The organism is Streptomyces sp. NPDC058221 (assembly GCF_042882365.1).
Lineage (GTDB): Bacteria > Actinomycetota > Actinomycetes > Streptomycetales > Streptomycetaceae > Streptomyces.
Genome location: NZ_JBHVWF010000133.1, coordinates 1 through 21,830 on the forward strand (window position 1 = coordinate 1; position 21,830 = coordinate 21,830).

The window sequence follows — 21,830 nt, forward strand, 5'->3', positions numbered from 1 at the left end:
CCCCTCGGTGGCGGCTCCTCACCCGCGCGGATGCCAGTCGCCGAACCAGTCGGCCGGGGTGTGCAGGCGCGCCTCGGACGCGGTCAGCCGGGGGCGGTTGGCGGGTACCGTGACGCGCGCGCCCGGTCCCGTGTTGCGGTACTCGGCGAAACGCTGCTCCTGCCAGGGGAAGCCCGCGGCCATGGTTCCGTACGGCTCGTCCGTGTCGATCCCCGCGCCGAGCCGGCACTCGCGCACGGTCAGCATGGGGTGTGCGGTGAGGTCGGACGAGGGCACCCAGGGGCGGGCCAGCTTGAAGTACCCGTCCGGCGCGGCACTGGTGACGCGGGAGCGCTGCACCAGGTAGCCGTGCGGGTTGGCGCCGGCGGTGCTGGGCGCGAAGACGAAACCGTAGGGCGGGGCCGCCAGGTCGGTGCGGGTCAGGGTGCGGAAGTGACAGCGGTCCAGGACGGCGGTGGCGCGGCCGAAGACGAAGTCGACGTCTCCTTCGACGTAGCAGTCCCGGTAGTACTGGCGCGCGAAGTCGGTGAGGGCGGCGGAGTCGGCGTACAGGGTGTCCTGGTGTCCCAGGAAGCGGCAGCCGTAGAACGCCGAACGGTCGCCCTGCACCTTGATGGCGACGGCCTGGGTACCGGTCCAGCCGGGGTGGTCGGCGCGCAGCCAGTCGTTGGCGAAGGTCAGCCCGTGTGCGGTGAGTCCGGCGGGCCGGGCGGTGACGGTGGCGGATCCGCTGGTGCCGTACGTACCCGAACCGTCCGGCAGCGGCGTCCCGTTGGCGTTGGCGTACACGATGACGGTGTCGTGCGGGGCGTCGCTCGCCCCGATGAGGGTGAGGCCCGTCCGGTCGGCCGGGATGTCGACCGTCTCGCGGTAGGTGCCCGGGGCGATCACCAGGGTCCGGCCGCTGCCGGCCGCCGCGTCCACGGCGGCCTGCACGCCGGTGTGGTCGCCCCGGCCGTGGGCGTCGACGTACAGCGTCGCGGGGTCGAGGCGGCGGGACGGTGAGCCGTAACGTCCGAAGGGGCGGGGTGCGCCGGGCCGGCCGTGGGCGTGCGCGGCGGGGGCCGCTGTGAGAGCGAGGGCGGCGCTGCCGCCCGCGAGCAGGGCCAGGGCACTGCGTCTGCTGGGCATGGGCGGTACTTCCTTACTTCCTTGGGCGGCGGGCACGACGGGGGCCCCGCCGGTGCCGAAGGGGCACCGGCGGGGAGGGTGTCCGGTGAGGGGCGGTCAGTGGTCAGGCGCCGGGGATCCGGCCCACGCCCGCCTTGAGGTCCACGAGCAGCGGGACGAGCAGCGGGTGGACGACCCCGGTGCGCAGGGCCGGTGTCCAGCCGGCGCCCTCGGTGAGCTGCTCCTCGGGGACGCCCGCGTTGTGGACGGCTACGAGGTCGGTCCGGCGGCCGTTGACGTAGTTGTCCGCGGCGGTCAGCGAGGACTCGGACCACTTCTTGAGGATCTTCGCCTGGTCGAACTCGCCGGCCAGGGTGAACGCGTTGTGCTCGGCGACGAGACGGGACTCCGCGCCGATGCCGTACGAGTAGCCGTAGACGCTGCCCCTGGTGGCGACGAAGTGGTTGTTGTAGGAGTCGACCTGTCCGAAGCGGACCCGGGGGGCGCGCTCGTTCAGGTCCTTGAAGAGGTTGTGGTGCAGCGTGACCCGGAGCTTGCCCCGGTCGGTGTCGCCGGCGCCGTCGCTGTTGCCGATGAGCATGGTCTTGTCGTGGTCCTTGAGGACGTTCCAGGAGGCGGTGACCAGGTCGGCTCCCTTGACGATGTCGAAGAGCCCGTCGTGCTGCTGGTACAGCTCGTCGAAGTAGCGGGGCTGGTCCGCGTCGGGGTGGTCCCCGTCGCTGAAGGTGTTGTGGTCGACCCAGACGTGGTCGGAGCCGTAGACGACGAGGTTGTCGTACTCGGAGTTCCAGTGCCCGGTGTCACCGTCGGTGGGGTCCCACTGGGGGAAGCAGTCGTAGGTGTCCTCGAACGCGATGTTGCGGACGATGACGTTGGAGACGTCCTGGATCTGGAGACTGGCGCCGACGACCGTGGCGTCCCTGCCGACTCCGATCAGTGTGGTGTTGGAGGGGACGTAGACGTTCACGGCCGCCTTCTGCAGCTTGGCGGAGGCGAGCCGGGCATCCTCCATGGGGCCGGACGGGACCTCCTCGCGGCCCCAGGTGGCCGGGTCGTAGGCGGCGAGGTACTTGTCCAGGGTGTAGCCGTCGCTCTCGTACTCCTCACAGCCGATCGGGGTGCCGTCGGCGTCGGAGTTCCCGTGGACGGTGCCGTCGATTCTGATGATCTTCGGTGCGTCTCCCGCGTCCTCGAAGGCGGCGACGAGTTCGGCCCGGTTGCTCACGGTGTAGATGTGATCCGGGGTCGCGGCGGCGCCGCCGGTGGTGGAGCCCTCGGCGGCGGCCCAGCCGTCGCCCTTGGGGAGGACGGCACGCTCGATGCCGTTGTTGTGGCGGGGAGCGGGGTGGTGCCCGGTGGCCTGGGCGGGCACGGAGACGGCGAGGGCCAGTGACGCGCAGCCCATCACGAGAACAATGGCGCGAGCATGACACATGCGTGCGGGCATGGCGGATCCTTCGGGAGTGGGTCGGTGGGTGACGGAGTCGTGCTGTGGGGCTGTGGGACACGCCCCAGGGGAAGCGCGGCAGCGGTGCGTCTGCGGGCGGGTGACACGGTGGAGCTGTCTCTCGTGGGACGTACGGATACGTGCGAGACGTAGCTGCGGTACGGGGTTACGGGAGGGGAGGAGCCGGCGGCGGGAGATGACCCGCACCGCCGCCGGGGCCCCCGGTCACCGGGGTGTCGGCCTGCCGGCGGGCGGCTCAGCCGTTGCCGATCTCCTTCCACTCCTTCTGGGCCTTGTTCAGCTCGTCGGCGATCTTGTCCAGGAAGGCCTTGGCCGTGACCTTGCCGAGCAGCAGCTTCTGGAACTCCGGCTCGTTGTCCGCCTTGCTGATGTTGTTCCAGTCGGGCAGGTAGTACGGCAGCTGCACGATCTTGGTCGAGCCGTCGGTGAGGGCCTTCGCGGCGAGCTCGGTCGGCTCGGTCGCACTGATCCACGGGTCCTTGGCGGCCTCGGTGTTGGCCGGGATGGCGCCCGCGGACTCGTTCCACTTGCTGTTCGACTTGTGCGAGGCGGCGAACTCGATGAACTTCCAGGCGGCCGTCTTGTTCTTGCTCGACCGGAACAGGCCGAGACCGTCGACCGGGTTGGACACCTGCACCCGGGTGCCGCCGTCCCCGATCGGGTTGGGGATACCGGCGAACTTCTCCTTGCCCAGCGCCTTCAGGTGGTCCTGGTAGGAGCCCAGGTTGTGGCTGAGCATCCCGATGGTGCCGGTGTCCCACTGGGCGACCATCTTGGTGAAGTCGTTGTTGACGTCGGCGGCGGGCGTCGACTTCTTGTAGAGCGCGGCGTACTTCTCCAGCGCCGCGACGTTCTTCGGGTCGTTGAGGGTGGTCTTGTCGCCCTTCCAGAACTCCGTGATGCCGGACTGGCCGTACACCGCGTCGAAGGCCTGGGCGATGGAGCCGGCGCCGCCGCGGATGGTGTAGCCGAACTTGTTGTTCTTGCTGTCGGTGAGCTTGTCGGCCGCCTTGTAGAAGTCGGCCCAGGTGGTGGGTGCTTCGAGGCCCGCGGCCTTGAACAGGTCGGTGCGGTACCAGGTCGCACCGTTGTTCGCGGAGGTCGGCACCGAGTACATGTCGTCGCCCCGGCCGCCCGCGTCCTTGACGCTCTCGACCATGCCCTCGACGAGCTTGCCCTTCAGCGAGGAGTCCTTGATCCGGTCGGTGAGCGGGTCGAGTGCCTCCTGCGAGACCATGTTGGCCAGGTAGGCGGTGCCCACACCACCCACGTCGGGCAGCCCGCCGCCCGCGATGGCCGTGTCGTACTTGGACTGCACGTCGGCGATCGGGATCGGCACGTACTTGACCTTGATGTCCGGGTTCTCCTTCTCGAAATCCTTGATGATCTCGGTCCAGACGGCGGTGCGCGGACCGCCGTTGTTGTCCCAGAAGGTGATGCTGCCCTTGCCACTGCCCTCGGTTCCGCTGTCGCTGCCGTCGTCACCGCAGGCGGTGGCGGTCAGCGCGAGCACCGCCGCGACGGACACCGCTGCCGCGGCACGCCCCCGCTGCGTCTTCGAGATCTTCATGGTCGGCTCTTCTCTGTCGGTTGTCCGTGTGACGGTTCGTTGCGTGGGGGGCTTCGTACGGTCAGGCGGTGGTGCGGAATCCGGTGAAGCAGGCCGTCCCGGCCGGCCCCGTCCCGGTGGGTGCGGTGGCGAACAGCCCCAGCAGGGCGCCGACCCAGCGCCACGGTGTCGCGGCGAAGACCTGGCCCGATGGCCGGAAGCCTGCCCCGTCCCCGGTGTCGGCGAAGAAGCGGCAGCGGGCTCCCGGTGCTGTCTCGATCCGCAGCCGGGCCCGTCCCTCGGGAGCCGCCCTGCTGTGCTCGGCGTCCCGTTCGTGTTCGGCGACCGCCTCCGCGTAGCGGTGCACGAGCCGGACGTCCCCGTCCCCGGCCCGCTCCAGGCCGATCCAGCTGAACGCGTCCCCGAGCACGGCGAGACCCGCGTTGGCACCCGGCACCTCGCTGCCCAGGGCGACCTCGACCTCGGCGGTGAACGTCTCGGCGGGCAGCCGCTGGACCAGCACATGGGGCAGAGCCCGCAGATCGTGTGCGTACGCGGTCCGCACGCAGCTGAGCCGCAGCCCGTCACCGCCGTGCTCGACGGTCCAGCCGGGGCGGGGGTTGGCGGTCCACTGCCACTGCCTGCCGTACCGGCCGCCGGGGAAGCTGTCGCTGCTGGCCGGTGCCTCGGGCCGCTGACGCGGCGCAGCCGGCTTCGGGTGTACGGGGACGGGTTCGCCCGCGTCGCCGATGACCGGCCAGCCGCCGTCCTCGGCGTCCCAGCGCATCGGCTGGAGGTGGACCACCCGCCCGTACGCGCCGCGCTCCTGGAAGTGCAGGAACCAGTCCTCGCCCGCAGCGGTGCGGACCCAGCCGCCCTGGTGCGGACCGTTGACCCCGGTAGCGCCCTGGGCGAGGACGACACGCTCCTCGTACGGTCCGAAGAAGCCACGCGAGCGGAACGCGCCCTGCCAGCCCGTCGCCACCCCGCCGGCCGGGGCGAGGATCCAGAACTCGGCTTCGTGCCGGTAGAGCTTGGGGCCCTCCAGGGTGAACCAGCCGGGGATCGTGTCGGCGTCGATGAGGGTCCTGCCCTCGTCGAGCAGCTCCCGGCCGTCCGGGCTCATCCGGTGGCCGGTGAGCCGGTTCTTGATGCCGGAACGGGATTTGGCCCAGGCGTGCACGAGGTACGCCTCGCCGGTCTCCTCGTCCCACAGCGGACAGGCGTCGATCAGTCCCTTGCCCGCCTTCACCAGATGAGGCGCGCTCCACGGGCCGCGGATGTCCTCGGCGCTGATCTGCTGGATGCCGTGATCGGGGTCGCCCCAGAAGATCCAGAACCGTCCGGCGTGGTGCCGCAGCGACGGCGCCCACACCCCGCAGTCGTGGCGCGGCACGGCGAAGTCGGCGGCGGGTTCGAGGCGGTCCAGGGCATGGCCGATGAGGGACCAGTTCACCAGGTCGCGCGAGTGCAGCAACGGCAGTCCGGGGACCCGGCCGAAGCTGGAGGCGGTGAGGTAGAAGTCGTCGCCGACGCGCACCACGTCGGGGTCGGACCAGTCGGCGTTCAGCACCGGGTTGCGGTACGTGCCGTCGCCCAGGTCCGCGGTCCAGGGGCGGCTGTCCCGGGCGGTGCTCACGCGGTCACCGCCCGGCGGACGTAGGCGGCGGCCGTCGCCCGGTCGAGGCGGCCGTCGGCGATGACGGTGACGACCCGGCGTACGACGGTGGCGCCGGCGGGGACGGGCAGCCGGTGGGCGGCGGCGAGGGAGGAGCCGACGCCCGGGTACTCGGTGGTCCGCACGAACCAGGGGTCCTGCCGGGTCTCCTCGGTCGCCCCCGCGAACACCAGGGTCCAGCCGTCGCCGCTCATCGCGACCCAGTCGGCGGCGCGTCCGTGCACCGCCTCCTCGCCGTCCCCGAGGCCGCTGAACACGGCGGGTGCCGAGGGCTCCTTGGGCGCGCGCCAGAAGAAGCCGCCGTATCCGGCGCCCGGTCTGCCGTTGGTGGCGGGGCTGCCGATCGAGAGGTCCGATGTGCCGCGGTTGGTGAGCGAGAAGGAGAAGTCCAGCGCCCACGCGGTGTCGGAGAGTTCGGCGGTGGCGACCGTGCGGTGCTCCCGCAGGAGCTCGGTGTCGTCGGCCTCCCAGCTGAGCTCCTCGACGAAGCCGTCCGGGTCGCGGAGCTTCCAGCCGAGATGGCGCTGGACCCCGTGGTTGTCGAGCGCGGTGGGGCCCTGGTCGCGGACGAAGGTGCGACCGCCCCAGAAGTTGTGCCCCGCCACGTCCGGAACGGCGACGGAGGTGCCCAGGTGGTGCAGGTGGTCGGCCGGGTGCTCCTCGGTGACCGGAGTGCCGCCGAGGGTGGTCACCGGGTGCAGGTAGGGGCGGCCGTCGGGGGCGGGGAGGTAGGTGTAGCGGCCGACCGGGCGGCCGGCGCAGCTCAGGAGAGCGGTGGTCGTCACGATGAACTCACCTCTGTGGGGAGCGCCCAGGGGACGCCGAGTTCGGAGAAGAGCGTGAGGGTGTCGGCGCCCGCCGCTACGGCCGCGTCGATGCCGCGCACGACCCGGCGGGTTCCGCCGCCGGTGAGGGCGGTGCGCCAGGCGTCGGAGGGCAGGGCGAGCGGCTCGGGGGCGGTCCGTACGGCTTCGACGACCCGCATGAACGCGCCGGTGCGGTGCGGCGGTACCAGCAGCGCGGTGCCGTGCGTCAGGTGGTCGACGAGGTTCTCCAGGAGGTCGGTCCGGTCGTGCACCGTCTCCTCGGGGCCGTGTCCCGCGCGCTGGACGAGGACCCGGTCCTGCTTGTACCAGAAGGTGATCCGGCCGCGGTCGCCGTGGACGATCACATAGGGTTCGCCGGCCTGTTCGGCGCAGAGGGTGACGGCGACGGTGACCGGCAGTCCGGACGTGGTGGTGAGGCGTGCGCAGGAGGTGTCGTCGGCCTCGATGTCGTGGGCGCGGAAGAGCTCGGTCTCGACTGAGGCGATGTCCTGCGCCGTGCCGCTGTCGGCGAGTTCCAGGGCGGTGGCGACGGCGTGGGCGAGCGGGTTGGTCAGCACCCCGTCGACCACGTCGGTGCCGCCGATCCTTCGCCGTCCGGCCCAGGGCGCCCGCCGGTAGTAGGCGTCGTCGCGGACCCAGGCACCCGCGGCCCCGTAGCCGCGGACCGTGCCGATGGCGCCGTCGCGGACGAGTTCACGGATGGCGGGCACGGCGTGCGAGCCGAAGGACTGGAAGCCCACCTGGCAGGCGACGGAGGCGTTCCGTACCCCGGCCAGAATCCGTTCGAAGTCGGCGAGGGTCGCGGCGGGAGGCTTCTCCAGGAGGAGGTGGACACCGCGTCCGGCGGCGGTGAGGGCCAGTTCGGTATGGGTCTGGATGGGGGTGCAGATGACGGCGGCGCGGGCGCCGGTGGAATCCAGGAGCGCGCCGAAGTCGGCACCCTGCTCCGGGAGTTCCCTCGCGAAGTCGGCGAGTTCGACCGCGTCGAGCGGGTGCAGCTCGCAGACCCCGGCGAGCCGGACGACGCCCAGGTCCTGGAGACGGCGGATGTTGGCGAGGTGCCAGCGACCGTGGCCCCGGGCGCCCGCGAGGACAATCGGGACGGGCGTGGTGGTGGGCAGCGACGACATGTCCGTCACCCCTTCACTGCGCCGGCGCTGAAGCCGGTGATCAGCCACTTCTGGATGAAGGCGAAGACGATCACCACGGGGACCGCGGCGATCACACCGCCCGCGGCGAGCGCCCCCAGGTCGACGCTGTCCGCGCCGATGAGGGTGTTCAGGCCCACCGGGATCGTCTGCTTGTCCTGCTCGCTGAGGAACATCAGGGCGAACAGGAAGTGGTTCCAGCTGTGCACGAAGGCGAACGAGCCGACCGCGATCAGCCCGGGCCGCAGCAGCGGCAGCACCACCGCGCAGAAGGCACGGAAGCGCGAGCAGCCGTCCACCCAGGCGGCCTCCTCCAGCGAGACGGGCACGTTCTTGATGAATCCGCTGATCAGGATGATGGAGAGCGGCAACTGGAAGACCGTCTCGGCGATGACCACGCTCCCCAGGGAGTTGATCATCTGGAGGTTCTTGAAGATCTCGAAGAGCGGTACGAGCATCAGCGCGCCGGGGATGAACTGCGAGCAGAGCAGCGCCAGCATGAAGGCGCTCTTGATCTTGAAGTTGAACCTGGCCAGCGCGTAGCCGCCGGCCAGGGCCACCAGCGTGGTGGCGACCAGGGTGCAGACGCCGACGATCATGCTGTTCTGGAAGAAGACCGCGAAGCTTCGCTCGTTCCAGACCTTGGAGAAGTGCTCCCCGGTCATCGGCCACGGCACCAGCGAGGTGGACCCGGCGGGGCGCACCGCGAACAGGAGCATCCAGTAGAACGGGATGAGGGTGAAGACCAGGTAGATGCCGAGCGGTACGTAGATCTGCCAGCGCGGCACATCGTCGAAGGCGCGCTCACGTCCTGGCTTGCGGCGCCGGTGCGCGGTGGGCGGGCGGTTGTGCGGCGCGGGCGGGTGCGCGGATTCGGTGCCGTTCTTCTCGGCCAGTGCGGCAGTCACTTGTGGTCGCCTCCGAACTTGCTCAGGCGCAGATAGACGATCGAGCAGAAGAGGAGGATCACGAAGGCGACGGTGGTGAGCGCGGAGGCGTACCCGAAGTCGTGGCCCTCGATGCCGGTGTTGGCGACGTAGAGCGGCAGGGTGGTGGTCTCACCCGCGGGCCCGCCCCCGGTGAGGGTGTAGAGCAGGTCGACGTTGTTGAACTCCCAGACGCCGCGCAGCAGGGTGGCGAGGATGATCGCGTCCCGCAGGTGCGGGAGCGTGATGTGGAAGAACTGGCGCAGCCGGCCGGCGCCGTCGACGGATGCCGCCTCGTACAGCTCCTTGGAGACGGACTGCAGGTCGGCGAGGATGAGGATGGCGAAGAAGGGCACTCCGCGCCAGAGTTCGGCGACGGTCGCGGCCCAGAAGACGGTTCCGGTGTCGGAGAGCACGGAGGTGCCGTAGTCGCCGATCCCCGCGTCGGCGAGGTAACGGCTGAAGCCGGTCGAGGAGTTGTAGAGCAGGATCCAGATGGTGCTGGTCAGTACGCCGGAGACGGCCCACGGCGAGAAGACCATGGCGCGGGAGATGCCGCGGCCGATGAAGGTCTGGTTGACGATCAGGGCGAGCGCGAGGCCGAGGGTGAGCTGGAGCGCGACCTGGGTGACGACCCACTGGGCGCTGAAGCCCAGCGTGGACCAGAACTGGTCGTCCTCGGTGAAGATCCGGGTGAAGTTGTCGAAGCCCGCGAAGCCGTTCCGCCACGGCTTGGTGACGTTGTAGTTCTGCAGGCTGTAGTAGAAGACGCTGATCACCGGGTAGGCGATGAACCCCAGCATCAGCAGCCCCGCGGGGGCGATCAGCAGATACGGCAGCCTGCGGGGGCTCGCGGAGCGGCGCTTGGGCACCTTGGGCGGTGTGGCCACAGCGGCGGCTTGGGCCATGACACGTCTCCGTTCTCTCAGGTACTGGGGGTGCGGGTTGGTGCTGGGTGGCACGTGGCGAGCTCGGTGGCGCCGAGTGGTGCCGAGTGGTGCTCGGTGGTGCGATGCGTGTAGTGCGCAAGCGCTTGCCGCATGGCGTTCGGCCTGCCGAACAGAGCGGTGCGCGGAGCTCCGGTCGGGTCGTTCAGCCGGCGTACGGGTCGGGCACTTCTCCCGGCCGGGCCAGGAAGGCGAAGTCGCAGCCGGTGTCGGCCTGGGTGATCTGGTCCTGGTAGAGCGCCCCGTAACCGCGCTCGTACCGGTTGGCCGGCGGTGTCCATTCGGCCCTGCGCCGCTCCAGCTCCTCCTCGGTCACGTCGAGATGGAGCAGACGCGCCTCGACGTCCAGGGTGATCGGGTCACCGGTGCGGACGAGGGCGAGCGGCCCGCCGACATAGGACTCGGGTGCGATGTGCAGCACGCAGGCCCCGTAACTGGTGCCGCTCATCCGGGCGTCGGAGAGCCGCACCATGTCGCGTACGCCCTGCTTCAGCAGGTAGTCGGGGATCGGCAGCATGCCGTACTCGGGCATGCCCGGGCCGCCCTTGGGTCCGGCGTTGCGGAGCACCAGCACATGGTCCGGAGTGAGGGCCAGGGCCGGGTCGTTGATGGTGCGCTGCATCTCCTTGTAGTCGTCGAAGACGACCGCGGGGCCGGTGTGGCGCAGCAGATGCGGTTCGGCGGCGATGTGCTTGATGACCGCGCCGTCCGGGCAGAGATTGCCGCGCAGCACCGCCACCCCGCCCTCGTCGGCGAGCGGGTTGTCGCGTTCCCGGATGACGTCACTGTTGTGCACGAGCGCGCCGTCGAGCTGGGCGCGCAGGGTGTCGTGCGCGACGGTGGGCCGGTCCAGGTGCAGTACGTCGGTGAGCCGGGCCAGGAAGCCGGGCAGCCCGCCCGCGAAGTGGAAGTCCTCCATGAGGTACTTCCCGCCGGGGCGCAGATTGGCCAGCACCGGGACGGTGCGGGCGATGCGGTCGAAGTCGTCGAGGGTGAGCTTGACGCCGGATCGGCCCGCCATGGCGATCAGATGGATGACGGCGTTGGTGGAGCCGCCGAGCGCGAGGACCGTGGCCACGGCGTCCTCGTACGCTTCCGCGGTGAGGATGTCCGACAGCTTGCGCTGCTGCCACACCAGTTCGACGATCGCGAGCCCCGACTGCGCGGCCATCCGGTCATGACCGGAGTCGACGGCCGGGATGGAGGAGGCGCCCGGCACGGTGACGCCGAGCGCCTCGGCCGCCGCGGTCAGGGTGGACGCCGTGCCCATCGTCATGCAGTGGCCGGGCGAGCGGGCGAGCCCGTTCTCCAGTTCGGCCATCTCGCAGTCGCCGATGAGTCCGGCCCGCTTGTCGTCCCAGTACTTCCACATGTCGGTGCCGGAGCCGAGGACCTCGTTGCGCCAGTGCCCCGGCAGCATCGGACCGGCCGGCACGAAGACCGCCGGCAGGTCGACGGAGGCCGCGCCCATCAGCAGCGCGGGCGTCGACTTGTCGCAGCCGCCCAGCAGCACCGCCCCGTCGACGGGGTAGGAGCGCAGCAGTTCCTCCGTCTCCATCGCGAGCATGTTGCGGTAGAGCATCGGGGTCGGCTTCTGGAACGTCTCCGAGAGGGTGGAGACGGGGAATTCGAGCGGGAAGCCGCCCGCCTGCCAGACACCCCGCTTCACGGCCTGCGCGCGGTCGCGCAGATGGACGTGGCAGGGGTTGATGTCGGACCAGGTGTTGAGGATCGCGATGACCGGCTTGCCGAGGTGCTCCTCGGGCAGGTAGCCGAGCTGGCGGGTGCGGGCGCGGTGGCTGAAGGAGCGCAGCCCGTCCGTGCCGTACCACTGGTGGCTGCGCAGCTCATCGGAGCCGACGCGGCCGGCCGGGCCGGTCATATGGACCACCCCGCGACCTGGTCGGCGACCTCGGCGCGCTGCGCCTCGGGCAGCACCCGGCTGGGCGGGCGCACCTCGCGGCCGCACAGGCCGAGCGAGGCCAGTGCCTCCTTGACGACCGTCACGTTGTTGGCGGACTGCCGGTCGGCGCGCAGCTCCTCGAAACGCCGGATCTGCTCCCAGACCTTCATCGCGGCCGGGTGGTCGCCGGCCCGCAGCGCCTCCAGCATGGCCAGCGAGACACCCGGGGCGACGTTGACGAGCCCTGAGGTGAATCCGGTGGCGCCCGCGGAGAAGTACGAGGGGGCGTACAGCTCGGCGAGGCCGGCGATCCAGACGAACCGTTCCAGACCCGCGTCCCGGGCGAAGGCGGCGAAGCGGGCTGCGTCCGGGACGGCGTACTTGACGCCGATGACGTTGGGGCAGGCATCCGCGAGTGCGGCCAGCGCATCCCCGCCGAGGTGCGGGTTGCGGATGTAGGGCACGACGCCGAGTCCCGGGACGGCCCCGGCGATGGCCCGGTGGTAGTCGACCCAGCCGTCCTGCGAGACGTACGGGTGGACGGGCTGGTGGACCATCACCATCTCGGCCCCGGCGTCCCTGGCGTGCTCGGCCGCGGCGACGGCGGTCGGCACGTCGTGCCCGACCCCGACGAGGATCGTGGCGCGGCCGCCCGCCTCGTCGACGGTCAGCTCGGTGACGGTGCGCCGCTCATCGGGGGTGAGCGCGTAGAACTCCCCGGTGTTGCCGTTCGGGGTGAGGATGCGTACCCCGCCGTCGAGCAGCCTGCGCAGCAGGGCGCGGTGCGCCGCCGTGTCGATGGTGCCGTCCGCGGCGAACGGGGTCACCGGGATCGCCACGACGTCTGCGAGGGCCGCCTTCAGCGGTGTGAGGTCCATGCGGACAGGCCTTTCGTCGGTGTGCTGGTGGTTCACGCCGCGCCGTCCCCGTCTTCGTCGTCGGGGAACGCGCGGCGGACGAACGACGCGATGTGGTCGTGCAGGGCCCCGGCCGCCGCGTCCGCGTCGTCGGCGAGCGCGAGCCGCAGGATCTCCCGGTGCTCGGCCGCCTCCCGCTCCCAGGACGGGATGGTCGCCCAGGCCACGGTCGACACGAGGGCCGCCTGGTCGCGGACCTCGTCGAGCATCCGCGCCAGCAGCGGGTTGCCGCAGGGCAGGTAGAGCGCCCGGTGGAAGTCCCGGTTGGCGAGCGACCTGTCCGCCTTGTCACCGGCCGAGTCGGCGCGCTCCAGGGCCTCCTGGGCCTCGTCGAGCGAAGCCTTGCGGGTGATGGAGCGTCGCAGCGCCTCCGGTTCGAGGAGCAGCCGCACGTCGTACACCTCCCTGGCCATGGTCGCGTCGACCAGCCGGACGATCGCGCCCTTGTACTGGCTCATGACGACTAGTCCGGTACCGGCGAGGGTCTTGAGCGCCTCCCGGACGGGGGTCTTGGATACCCCGAACTGCGCGGCGAGCTCCGTCTCGACGAGCGCCTGCCCTGGTCTCAGCTGCGCCGTCAGGATCGCGTGCTTGATCGCCTCCAGCACGTACTGGGTGCGGGACGGAATCGGGGTGGGCGCAAAGGTCATGGGTGAAGGGCTCTCACATCTCGCGTATCGCGTCTCATATATGACGTACGAAGTACGACGCGATGAAGCTAGAGGCGCCGTGAATGTTTCGTCAACGCTTCTGACAGAAGAACTTCACCGGACTACGACGTGTGCCGTACACCGATCTCGGCGCCGGTCCGCTCCCGCCGGGTCTCCTACGGCATCTTCCCGATGCCCGGCAACGGCCTTACCGGCCAGCCTGATTGCCTAACCAGGCGCAGGTCAGGGAGGTTCGGTGGGCGCGATGGCGGGGTCGGCGACAGGGCGGGTAGTGCGGGACCGGACGGCGGGGCTGTTCCTCGCGGCGATCGTCGTCTCCGGATTCGGCAGCTCGGCGATGTCACTGGCGGCGGGGATCTGGGTGAAGTCACTGACCGGCTCGGACAGTCTGGCGGCGCTCGCGCTCTTCACCGTCTGGCTGCCCGTGCTCTTCGGGCCGGCTCTCGGGGCGGTGGCCGACCGACTGCCGAGAAAGCCACTGCTGGTCTGGTCGAACATCGTCATGGCGCTGCTGCTGACCACCCTGACCGCGGTGGATTCGCCGGCTCGGGTCTGGATCCTCTTCGCGGTACTCCTGGTCTACGGGACCAGCTACGTCCTGATGGACTCGGCCGAGTCGGCCCTGGTCGCGCAGGCCGTGGACACCCGTCTGCTGGGCGACTTCAACGGCCTGCGGATGATGGCGAACGAGGGCATGAAGCTGGTCGCCCCGCTCACCGGCGCGGCGCTCTACACCCGCTGCGGGGGCGCGTCGGTGGCCCTGCTGGACGCGGTGTCCTTCGCGCTGGCCGCCGCGCTCTACGGACTGCTGCGGGTGCGCGGAGCGGACCCTGCGGCGGCCGGGGAGGGCGGAGGGGCCGCCGGGATGCGGCAGGTGTGGGGGTCGCCGGTGCTGCGGCCACTGGTGCTCGCCGGATCGGTCACGATGCTGTGCGCCGGGCTCAACGGGGCGACGCTGTACGCCGTCGTGGACCGGACACTCGGCCACTCCCCCGCGTACGCGGGTGTGCTCTCCGCGGTGCAGGGGGTCGGGTCCGTCATCATCGGGCTGCTGGCCGGGCCGCTGATGCGGAGGCTGCCGGAACGGGTGTTCACGGCGGCGGGGATCGCCGTGTTCGGTGTGGCGACGGGGCTGCGCGCGGTGCCGTACGACGCGGCGGCGCTGGTGGCGTGCGGACTGATCGGGGCCGGTCTGCCGTGTGTGCTGATCGCCGCGATGACGGCGGTGCAGCGGGAGACACCGGACGCACTGCTGGGGCGCACGTCCGCGACCGCCAACACGCTGATGTTCGCGCCCAACGCGGTGGCCCTGGCGCTGGGCGCGGGTCTGGTCGCCCTGGTGGACGTACAGGTGCTGCTGCCGCTGGTGGGCGCGGTGGCGCTGAGCGCCGCTGCGGTACTGGTCGCGGGCCGGCCGGCACACACCTCCGCCGGCCCGCGTTCCTCATCGGCCGAGGCGTGAGAGCGCTCCGGTGACGGCTTCGAGGTCCGGTCCCGAGGCCAGCCCGGCGTGGTACAGCCGCAGTTGGTTCGCGCCGAGCGAGGCCGCGTGCTCGGCATCGCGCTCCAGCGTGCCCGGGCTGCCGCCCATCCCGCTCACCACGGTGAGGTTGGCCGCGAGAACGCCCTCGCGGCCGGCGAACGGACCGAGCACGACCTCGCGCGCCGCATCGGCTCCGGTGCACGGCAGCACCACCCCGTCCGCCACGGACAGGATGTGCTCCGGGTCGACGCCCACGTTCGCGCCGGAGCGGTACGGCGCGGGGTCGGCGTGCAGCAGCACCTGGAAGTCCGGTGCGGCGGCCGCACGCACGGCGGCGACCGCCGACTCCTGGAGCCCGCGGGCCACTTGGGTGCGCCACTGGAGTGTGGCGGCGGCAGTGTCCGCGCCGAGCAGCTTCTCCACTGCGGACCAGCCGGCCTCCGGGGCGCCGGGACCGGACCAGGCCGGCTCCAGCGCCCGGCGTACCGTGCGGCTCAGCTCGTCGGCGTCCAGTCCCTGACCTGCGTACCCGGTCCTGCAGTCGGGGCAGAAGCAGAGCGACATCAGGTACTGCGCCGCGTCACCGAGACCCACGCCCGCGATCTTGTCGTGGGCGTGCAGATGCGCGAAGCCGTACCAGCCGCAGGACTCCAGCTCGGTGCCGTGCGTACCGCCGCGCACCGCGGCCTCCGCCGCCAGATCCACCAGATAGCCGCGGACGGCGGGCTGTGCGATGCACGGAGCCCATGGGTACCGGTCACCGTAAGCGTTGACCACGGAGGTGTCCGGATGCTCGGAGCCCAGCCGGGAGCTGTGCGCGAGGACCACCCAGCTGTGCACCTGGAGACCCGCGCCGGCCAGTGCCTCCGCGGCCTCGGCATAGGGGTCGTCCGATGCCACCCAGGACTGCGCGTGGGGCCGCAGCCCGCGCCCCGCCCACCGGGCGGGGTCCGGCGGGTAGAGCACCGCGGCGTGCTCGGCCGTGACGATGCGGCGGCCGGGGTGGCGCGGGGTCAGCGCCCGGGTGGAGTGGTACGCGGAGGCGAGCGTCACCTGCTGGACGCCGAGGCCCGCGACACGGGCGGCCGCGTCCGGGTCCCCGACGACGTCCCAGGGGTAGAGGAAGGCGGAGGTCCTCACCCGCGCTCCCCGGTGCCGGCGGCCGCGGAGCCGTTCCGCTCCAGCAGCGCGCGGCCGCTCGCGATGATCTCGGTGAGCTCCTTGATGTGCGCGGCCGGCGGCTCGGTGAGCGGGCTCCGCACCTCGCCGACGTCCAGGCCCTGAAGCCGGACCGCCGCCTTGACCAGCGAGACGGCGTAACCGCGGCCCTTGGCCCGCAGTTCGACGAGCGGGCGGTAGAAGTGGTCGAGCAGCGCGTTGACGAGGTCGTCGTCGCCCGCTTCCAGTGCGCGGTAGAAGGCCAGCGCGATATCGGGCGCGAAGGCGAAGACCGCGGAGGAGTAGAGCGTGACGCCGATGCCCCGGTAGGCGAGGCCGGTGAGCTCGGCGGTGGGCAGCCCGTTGAAGTACAGGAAGTCCCGGCCGGGCAGCCCGGTGCGGACGGCACTGACGATGCGCTGCATCAGGTCGAGGTCGCCGTAGCCGTCCTTGAGGCCGATGACGCCCGGCGTCTGCGCCAGGGCGACGACGGTCTGCGGGGTGAAGACGGCGTTGTCGCGCTGGTAGACGATCGTCTCCAGACCGGTGGCGGCGGCGAGCGCCGTGTAGTGGGCCAGCAGCCCCTCCTGGTCGGCGTGGACCAGGTACGGAGGCATGGCGAGGAGTCCGTCGGCGCCCGCCTCCTCGGCGATCTTCGCGAACTGGACCGCGAGGGCGGTGCCGTATCCGGCGCCCGCGACGACCGGCACCTGACCGGCGGTCTCCTCGACGGCCGCGGCGACGACGAGGCCGAACTCCTGTGGTGTCAGGGCATGGAACTCACCCGTGCCGCAGCAGGCGAAGACAGCCGCCGCCCCTGCGTCGACCCCCTTGCGCACATGCGCGCGGAAGGCATCGAGGTCGACGGAACCGTCGGGTCCGTAGGCGGTGACGGGGAAGAAGAGCGGCCCGGCGACAGCGGTGAGTCGGGCGGCAAGTGGGGCTGAGGTCACGGGCGCTCCCTGAGCAGGTTCAGGCGTGCACAATTCTGATCGGCGTCCATATTTATGAACACTCCTTACGCTAAGGCAGCGGCTCTGCGTGGGTCAAGGTGGGGTGCGGGGGCCCGGGGTGCGGGGGTCCGTCCTCAATCGCCGGACGGGCTTGGTTTTGTGCGGGTGCCCCGCGGGGTGCGCTCTGTGCGGTGGGTGGGGGGTGGTGCCCCTCCGGGGCGTCTCCTCAAAAATGGCGTGTTTACCCGGGTCCGAGAGGAACCCGGGTCGTACGCCATTTCCTGCGGGGACTCCCCTGCACGTCCCCACCCCTGCATCGCTCGCGCCTGCACGCCCGTATTGCGAATGTCGCAGACGCGGGACGGCCGGGCCCGGGGGCGTGCAGGGGAGTCCCCGCAGGACGACGGACAGATACCCGGGTGCCTGTCCGTTCCGGCCGCACGTTCGTCGTTCGAGGAGACGCCCCGGAGGGACCCCGGGCCCCCACCCACAGACCAAGCCCGTCCGGCGATTGAGGACGGAACCCCGCGCCCCGGACCAGGGCAACCCCCCTTGACGCAACCCCACACCGCTCCATAACTTGTCCACGCATGTGAACCCCACCCGAGCCCGGCCGCCCCCTCCCGAGGAGATCCGCGTATGCCCGCCCCCCGTACAGTCCTGCTCACCGGCGCCGCCGGGGGCCTCGGCACCCTGATGCGCGGACTGCTGCCCGCCCACGGCTACGAGCTCCGCCTCTTCGACCTGGTGCCCGTCGAGGGCGAGCCGGACGCGATCACCGCCGACCTCGGCGACAAGGAGGCCCTGCGCGAAGCCGTGCGGGGCGTCGACGCGATCATCCACCTTGCGGGCATCTCGCTGGAAGCCTCGTTCGACAAGATTCTCCGGGCGAACATCGAGGGCACGTACAACCTCTACGAGGCCGCGCTCGCGGAGGGCGTGCGGCGGATCGTCTTCGCCTCCTCCAACCACGCCGTCGGATTCACCCCCCGCCCGCTGCCCGGCGACCCGCTGATCGGGATCGACACCCCGCGCCGGCCGGACACCTTCTACGGCCTCTCCAAGTCCTTCGGCGAGGACCTGGCCCAGCTGTACTGGGACCGGCACGGCCTGGAGACCGTCTCCGTGCGCATCGGCTCCTGCTTCCCGGAGCCGACATCCGTACGGATGCTCTCCGTCTGGATGAGCCCCTCGGACGGCGCCCGGCTCTTCGACGCCGCACTCACCGCCGAGAACGTCGGGCACACCGTCATCCACGGCTCGTCCGACAACACCCGGCTGTGGTGGGACCTGGCCTCGGCTCGCTCGATCGGCTACGACCCCCAGGACGACTCGGAGCCGTACGCGGCGAAGCTCATCGCCGAACAGGGCGAACTCGACCCGGACAATCCGGACCACGCCCACCTCGGCGGCCACTTCTGCACCAACCCGCCGATCTGGCCGTACTGAGCGCGGTACGGAATGCCGGAATGAGCCCATATAACCGGACGGGTGAAACGGTGCGAAGGTAAGGGAACGGCAAAGCCGGGTCATTCGTTACCTCGTGCATGACCGCTATGACACCCGGCTCGAACATCCCTCTCTCCGCCTCCCGCGTGGCGGTGGACGTCGCCGCCCCGGTGCGGCTCGACGTTTCGGGCCTGCTGCTCACCGTCGACGGCAAGGTGCGCTCCGACGACGACTTCATCTTCTACAACCAGCCCACGGGCCCCGGTGTGACCTACCGCTCCGGCGGAGGCACCACGCCCGACGCGATCGTGGTGGACACCGCTGCCGTGCCGCCCGGCATCGAGAAGATCGTCGTCACCGCGAGCCCGGACGGAGCGGGTCAGACCTTCCAGGGCGTCGAGCCGACCGCCACCGTGCGCAACGCGGACGACGGCAGTGCGCTGGCCACCTTCACCCCGCCCCAGCTGGGCGCCGAGACCGCGCTCGTGGTCATCGAGGTGTACCGCAGGGGCGGGGCCTGGAAGGCCCGCGCGGTCGGCCAGGGCTACGCCAACGGGCTGGCGGGCATCGCCACCGACTTCGGCGTCTCGGTCGAGGAGGAGCCCGCCGCCGCCCCCGCACCGGTGGCGCCCCCGGCACCCGCCGCCGCCCCGGTGGACCCGCGGATCGCCGCACCTGCGGCGCCGGCCGCTCCGCCGGCCCCGCCGGCACCCCCGGCCTCCGGCCGGATCAACCTGGACAAGGGCCGTGTCAGCCTGCAGAAGAACCAGACGGTGTCGCTGGTCAAGGGCGGCCGGCCGCTGCTCTCCCAGGTCAAGATGGGCCTCGGCTGGGAGCCCGCGTTCCGGGGCAAGGACATCGACCTGGACGCGTCGGTGATCGCCTACGGCCCCGACCGCAACCACCTGGACAGCTGCTACTTCGGCAAGCTCTCCATCCTGAACGGCGCCATCAAGCACTCCGGCGACAACCTCACGGGCGAGGGCGCCGGGGACGACGAGGTGATCGTCGTCGATCTGGGCCGGATCCCCCCGGAGGCGACCGGTCTCGTCTTCACGGTCAACTCGTTCACCGGCCAGAAGTTCACCGAGGTGGCCAAGGCCTACTGCCGGCTGATCGACGCGGCCACCGGCGACGAGCTGGTCCGCTTCGACCTGACGGGCGCCGAGCCGCAGACCGGCGTGATCATGGCCAAGCTGATCAAGCAGTTCTCCGGCGAGTGGGAGATGACCGCCGTCGGTGACTTCGTGAAGTCGCGCACCGTCCGCGGCATGGTCAAGCCCGCCGCACAGTCGCTCTAGCGCCACCGGGATACGGCTTCAGGGGCACCCGGCTGGTCGCGGGTGCCCCTGAAGGCCGTCGGCAGAGGAGAAACGGCGGACGCTGCGCGTGCTCGTCGCTTCTCTCAGAGCTTGGTCAGCTTGGAGTACGGGCTCAGGATCCTCCCCTGTCGCCCCGAGAAGTCGATGAGCACTGCGTCGTTGTCGCCCTCGACAGCAAGGACTCGGCCGAGTCCGAACTGGTCGTGCGACACCCTGTCGCCCACATCGAACAATTCGACCGGTGGGGCCGCCTGGGCCGGGCGGTTGAAGGGACTGGAAGGCAGGTGACGCCGGGATCCGGCTGACTGTTTCATTACCTTGAGTATGCGCCCTGGGGACGCCCGACGCCATGCCCGACCGCTCCTGGAGCCCCACTGATGCCGGATTCGTAATCAGCGATTCCGTGGCCGGCAGGCCTCCCGCCCCGCTTCCGGCAAGGGCTCCACGCCGAAGCACGCTGCCCGCGCGACCCCCGTAGGTGTGGCGCTTATCCCTTTCCGACAAGGCGCGCCCGCTCCGGTGCGCCGGAGGCCGGCTGCGGGCCGGCGCCCCCTCCCGGGGGACACCGGCACGGACCGGCCCGGACCACTCGTACGAATTACTGCCCGCGTCGCGGCTGACGCTTCCACGGGCCGGTGATGGCCAGCATGATCCCCGGCGTCTGGATGTTGGCGTAGAGCGTCTTGCCGTCGGGCGAGAACGTGACCCCGGTGAACTCGCTGTACTCCGGCTCCTCCTCCGTCCCGGCGTTCAGCTCGTTGCGTGCGATGGGGTAGGTGCGGCCGCTCTCGGTGGCTCCGAAGAGGTGCTGGACGCCCTCGCCGTCCTCGGCGATCACCAGGCCGCCGTACGGCGAGACGGTGATGTTGTCCGGTCCGTCGAAGGCTCCGTCCACGGAGGGGTCGGCGTTGACGCCGAGAAGCACCTTCAGCGTCAGTGTGCGGCGCTTCGGGTCGTAGAACCAGACCTGGCCGTCGTGCTGGACCGGGCTCTCGTCACGGGCGAAGGAGGAGACGATGTAGGCGCCGCCGTCGCCCCACCACATGCCTTCGAGCTTGCGGGCGCGGGTGACGTCCTTGTCGCCGAACTGCTTGCGCACCGAAACGGTCTTCGCGTCGCGGTCGGGGACCTCGGCCCAGTCCACGCCGTAGACCGTGCCGATCTTCGTGGCGCGCGAGAGGTCGTCGACGAACCTGCCGCCGCGGTCGAAGCACTTGGCGGCCTGGAGGACCCCGGCGTCGTCGGCGAGCGTGCGCAGCTTGCCGCGGCCGTGCCTGAAGCCGTGCGGCGGGACCCAGCGGTAGAGGAGCCCGTTGGGGCCGGCGGCGTCCTCGGTGAGGTAGGCGTGGCCCTGCTTGGGGTCGATGACGACGGCCTCGTGGGCGTACCGGCCGAACGCCTTGACGGGGCGGGGGGCGCGGTTGGCGCGGTGGTCGTAGGGGTCGACCTCGAAGGCGTAGCCGTGGTCCTTGAGCAGACCGTTCGTACCGGCCTTGTCCTCGGTCTCCTCGCAGGTGATCCAGGTGTCCCACGGGGTGGCGCCGCCCGCGCAGTTGGTGGAGGTCCCGGCGATGCCGACCCACTCGGCGGTGCGGCCGTCGCGGCGGGTCTCCACAACGGTGCAGCCGCCGGCCGCGACCGCGTCGTAGACGAGACCGTCGGTGAGCGGGACGGGGTGCTCCCAGTCGGCGCGGACACCGGCCAGCTCGTGGTTGTTCACCAGCAGGGTGACGCCGCGCGCGCCCTCGAAGGCGGCCGTGCCGTCGTGGTTGGAGGGGGTGTACTCGCCGCTCTCCAGCTTGGTGACACCGCTGTGGGTGACGATCCTGTACGAGAATCCGGCGGGCAGCGCCAGTATGCCCTTCGGATCGGGGAGCAGCGCCCCGTAGCCGGGCTCGTGGCTGTGCCCGTGGTCACCGTGTCCGTCGTGACCGTTGCCGTGGCCGTCGTGGCCGTGCTTGGAGTCCCCGGCGGCGAGGGCGCCGGGCGCGGTGGCCAGCGCGGCGACGGTTCCGGTGAGGGCGACGCCGGCACCGGTGAGGGCGGACTGTCTGGTGAATTCCCTGCGCGTGAAGGCCATCACGTACTCCTGGTGCAGCTGGGGCGGTCGTTGGCGGGATCACCGTCCCGCCCCTGCGCCAACACCAGTTGAACTACGGACGACTTCGAGGGAATGCCTTCCGTGAACTTCCCCGGCGGGTGGGGCGCCCCCCCGCCCCCCCCCCCCCGCGCCACTGCCCCATCCCGGCACGGTGGCGTCCAGGAACAGGAAGGTAAACAAAAAAGCCGCCGCCCCCGAG

The 21,830-nt window shown here is 71.1% G+C and carries 18 protein-coding genes; 3 read left to right on the forward strand and 15 right to left on the reverse strand.

Annotated elements, in window-relative coordinates; translation table 11 throughout:
- Nucleotides 1–18 precede the first annotated feature (18 nt).
- The 11 genes from ACFVW8_RS30930 to ACFVW8_RS30980 all read right to left on the reverse strand — a co-directional run bounded on the left by ACFVW8_RS30930 (nucleotide 19) and on the right by ACFVW8_RS30980 (nucleotide 13,144).
- Nucleotides 19–1,131 (reverse strand): pectinesterase family protein, encoded by a 1,113-nt coding sequence (locus ACFVW8_RS30930; RefSeq protein WP_389695810.1) that lies wholly within the window; start codon nucleotides 1,129–1,131, stop codon nucleotides 19–21.
- 103 nt (nucleotides 1,132–1,234) lie between these two features.
- On the reverse strand, nucleotides 1,235–2,578 hold the full coding sequence (locus tag ACFVW8_RS30935) for a polysaccharide lyase family 1 protein (protein ID WP_389695812.1): 1,344 nt from the start codon (nucleotides 2,576–2,578) through the stop codon (nucleotides 1,235–1,237).
- Between the two features lie 256 nt (nucleotides 2,579–2,834).
- Entirely contained in the window at nucleotides 2,835–4,169 is a 1,335-nt protein-coding gene (locus tag ACFVW8_RS30940) for an ABC transporter substrate-binding protein (protein ID WP_389695814.1), read from the reverse strand.
- Nucleotides 4,170–4,230: 61 nt separating this feature from the next.
- Nucleotides 4,231–5,787 carry a family 43 glycosylhydrolase gene (locus ACFVW8_RS30945; protein ID WP_389695816.1) on the reverse strand — a complete coding sequence of 519 codons (1,557 nt, stop codon included), beginning with the start codon at nucleotides 5,785–5,787 and terminating at the stop codon, nucleotides 4,231–4,233.
- Nucleotides 5,784–6,611, reverse strand: coding sequence for a PmoA family protein (locus ACFVW8_RS30950; protein ID WP_389695818.1), 828 nt, complete (start codon nucleotides 6,609–6,611; stop codon nucleotides 5,784–5,786). Before ACFVW8_RS30950 ends, ACFVW8_RS30945 begins: the two co-directional genes overlap by 4 nt.
- Nucleotides 6,608–7,783: a Gfo/Idh/MocA family protein gene (locus tag ACFVW8_RS30955; RefSeq protein WP_389695822.1), complete on the reverse strand. Its 1,176-nt coding sequence runs from the start codon at nucleotides 7,781–7,783 to the stop codon at nucleotides 6,608–6,610. Before ACFVW8_RS30955 ends, ACFVW8_RS30950 begins: the two co-directional genes overlap by 4 nt.
- A 5-nt stretch (nucleotides 7,784–7,788) precedes the next feature.
- Nucleotides 7,789–8,709 carry a carbohydrate ABC transporter permease gene (locus ACFVW8_RS30960; RefSeq protein WP_389695824.1) on the reverse strand — a complete coding sequence of 307 codons (921 nt, stop codon included), beginning with the start codon at nucleotides 8,707–8,709 and terminating at the stop codon, nucleotides 7,789–7,791.
- A complete protein-coding gene (locus ACFVW8_RS30965) occupies nucleotides 8,706–9,635 on the reverse strand; it encodes a carbohydrate ABC transporter permease (protein ID WP_389695826.1) in 930 nt (309 codons plus the stop codon). Before ACFVW8_RS30965 ends, ACFVW8_RS30960 begins: the two co-directional genes overlap by 4 nt.
- A 184-nt stretch (nucleotides 9,636–9,819) precedes the next feature.
- Nucleotides 9,820–11,556: an L-arabinonate dehydratase gene (gene araD, locus ACFVW8_RS30970; protein ID WP_389695828.1), complete on the reverse strand. Its 1,737-nt coding sequence runs from the start codon at nucleotides 11,554–11,556 to the stop codon at nucleotides 9,820–9,822.
- Nucleotides 11,553–12,455 (reverse strand): dihydrodipicolinate synthase family protein, encoded by a 903-nt coding sequence (locus ACFVW8_RS30975; RefSeq protein WP_389695830.1) that lies wholly within the window; start codon nucleotides 12,453–12,455, stop codon nucleotides 11,553–11,555. Before ACFVW8_RS30975 ends, araD begins: the two co-directional genes overlap by 4 nt.
- A 32-nt stretch (nucleotides 12,456–12,487) precedes the next feature.
- The gene (locus ACFVW8_RS30980; RefSeq protein ID WP_363068584.1) at nucleotides 12,488–13,144 is read right to left on the reverse strand and encodes a GntR family transcriptional regulator; all 657 of its coding nucleotides are present in this window, start codon (nucleotides 13,142–13,144) and stop codon (nucleotides 12,488–12,490) included.
- Between the two features lie 265 nt (nucleotides 13,145–13,409).
- On the opposite strand from ACFVW8_RS30980, the gene ACFVW8_RS30985 reads away from it, so the two are divergent.
- The gene (locus ACFVW8_RS30985) at nucleotides 13,410–14,627 is read left to right on the forward strand and encodes an MFS transporter (RefSeq protein WP_389695844.1); all 1,218 of its coding nucleotides are present in this window, start codon (nucleotides 13,410–13,412) and stop codon (nucleotides 14,625–14,627) included.
- Here the strand turns inward: ACFVW8_RS30985 and ACFVW8_RS30990 are convergent.
- The gene (locus ACFVW8_RS30990; protein WP_389695833.1) at nucleotides 14,610–15,788 is read right to left on the reverse strand and encodes a hypothetical protein; all 1,179 of its coding nucleotides are present in this window, start codon (nucleotides 15,786–15,788) and stop codon (nucleotides 14,610–14,612) included. The two genes, ACFVW8_RS30985 and ACFVW8_RS30990, sit on opposite strands and share 18 nt — an antisense overlap.
- Entirely contained in the window at nucleotides 15,785–16,759 is a 975-nt protein-coding gene (locus ACFVW8_RS30995; RefSeq protein WP_389695835.1) for a 5-dehydro-4-deoxyglucarate dehydratase, read from the reverse strand. Before ACFVW8_RS30995 ends, ACFVW8_RS30990 begins: the two co-directional genes overlap by 4 nt.
- 639 nt (nucleotides 16,760–17,398) lie before the next feature.
- On the opposite strand from ACFVW8_RS30995, the gene ACFVW8_RS31000 reads away from it, so the two are divergent.
- Both ACFVW8_RS31000 and ACFVW8_RS31005 read left to right on the forward strand, forming a co-directional pair.
- On the forward strand, nucleotides 17,399–18,208 hold the full coding sequence (locus ACFVW8_RS31000; protein ID WP_389695837.1) for an NAD-dependent epimerase/dehydratase family protein: 810 nt from the start codon (nucleotides 17,399–17,401) through the stop codon (nucleotides 18,206–18,208).
- A 98-nt stretch (nucleotides 18,209–18,306) separates the two neighbouring features.
- Nucleotides 18,307–19,509, forward strand: a complete 1,203-nt coding sequence (locus ACFVW8_RS31005; RefSeq protein WP_389695839.1) for a TerD family protein — start codon at nucleotides 18,307–18,309, stop codon at nucleotides 19,507–19,509.
- Nucleotides 19,510–19,613: 104 nt separating this feature from the next.
- On the opposite strand, the gene ACFVW8_RS31010 is transcribed toward ACFVW8_RS31005, so the two are convergent.
- Together ACFVW8_RS31010 and ACFVW8_RS31015 are read right to left on the reverse strand one after the other, a co-directional pair.
- Nucleotides 19,614–19,844 carry a hypothetical protein gene (locus ACFVW8_RS31010; RefSeq protein WP_037711258.1) on the reverse strand — a complete coding sequence of 77 codons (231 nt, stop codon included), beginning with the start codon at nucleotides 19,842–19,844 and terminating at the stop codon, nucleotides 19,614–19,616.
- Nucleotides 19,845–20,128: 284 nt separating this feature from the next.
- Nucleotides 20,129–21,610, reverse strand: a complete 1,482-nt coding sequence (locus tag ACFVW8_RS31015; protein ID WP_389695842.1) for an alkaline phosphatase PhoX — start codon at nucleotides 21,608–21,610, stop codon at nucleotides 20,129–20,131.
- Nucleotides 21,611–21,830: the final 220 nt, after the last annotated feature.